Source organism: Streptomyces sp. NPDC007162 (assembly GCF_040634175.1).
Classification (GTDB): domain Bacteria; phylum Actinomycetota; class Actinomycetes; order Streptomycetales; family Streptomycetaceae; genus Streptomyces.
Window position 1 is genome coordinate 1 of sequence record NZ_JBEYFC010001043.1, and the last position, 1192, is coordinate 1192.

Below are 1192 nucleotides of genomic sequence, written 5' to 3' on the forward strand. Positions count from 1 at the left end.
ACCGCGTCGAGCTGATCGAACTGCACCCCGCCTACCGAGCACGCTTCGCCGACGGCAGCACCCTCGACGTGCACACCGACGGCGAGGCCATGGAGGCGGAGATCGAACGGTTCGCCGGGGGCGCCGAAGCGGCCGGCTACCGCAGGCTGCGGCACTGGCTGGGGCAGCTCTACCAGGCCGAGCGCGGCCGCTTCCTCGACGCGGACTTCGACTCGCCGCTGCAACTGCTCGGCCCGGACCTGGTCCGGCTCGCCGCGCTCGGCGGCTTCGGCCGCTGGGAGGCGCGGGTCGCCCGGCACCTGCGCGACGAGCGGCTGCGGCGCGTCTTCTCCTTCCAGGCCCTGTACGCCGGTGTGCCGCCCGAGCGGGCGATGGCCGCCTACGCGGTGATCGCCTACATGGACACCGTCGCCGGGGTGTACTTCCCGCGCGGTGGCATGCACGCCCTGCCCCGGGCCATGGCCGACGCCGCGGCCGAGGCGGGTGCGGTGTTCCACTACGGGCAGCGGGTGACCCGCCTGGAACGTTCCGGTGAACGCGTCACCGCCGTGGTGACCGACGACCGGCGCATCCCCTGCGACGCGGTGGTCCTGACCCCCGACCTGCCGGTCGCCTACCGACTGCTGGGCCGCGCCCCGCGCCGCCCGGCGCGGCTCAGGCACGCCCCGTCCGCGGTGGTCCTGCACGCCGGCTGCGACCGCACCTGGCCCGAACTGGCCCACCACACGCTGTCCTTCGGCGGTGCCTGGCGGCGCACCTTCCGCGAACTCACGCACACCGGCGAGCTGATGAGCGACCCCTCCCTGCTGATCACCCGGCCCACCGCGACCGACCCCGGTCTGGCCCCGCCGGGCCGCCACCTGCACTACGTCCTCGCCCCGTGCCCCAACACCGACATCGGGCCGGGCAGCGCCGACTGGAGCGGCCTCGGCGCCCGCTACCGCGACGGCCTGCTGCGCGAACTGGACCGCCGCGGCCTCGCGGGCATCGCGTCCGCCATCGAGGAGGAGTGCCTGGTGACCCCCGCCGACTGGAGCGCGCAGGGACATGCCGCGGGCACGCCCTTCTCCGCCGCGCACACCTTCGCCCAGACCGGCCCGTTCCGGCCGCGCAACCTGGTGCGCGGCACCGCCAACGCCGTCCTCGCCGGCTGCGGCACGACCCCCGGGGTGGGGGTACCGCCCGTCCTGCT

General features: G+C 75.7%; 1 protein-coding gene. It reads left to right on the forward strand.

The features are described from left to right. A partial coding sequence (gene crtI, locus ABZ646_RS47010; RefSeq protein ID WP_360534027.1) for a phytoene desaturase family protein occupies window positions 1-1192 on the forward strand: 1192 nt, incomplete at both ends.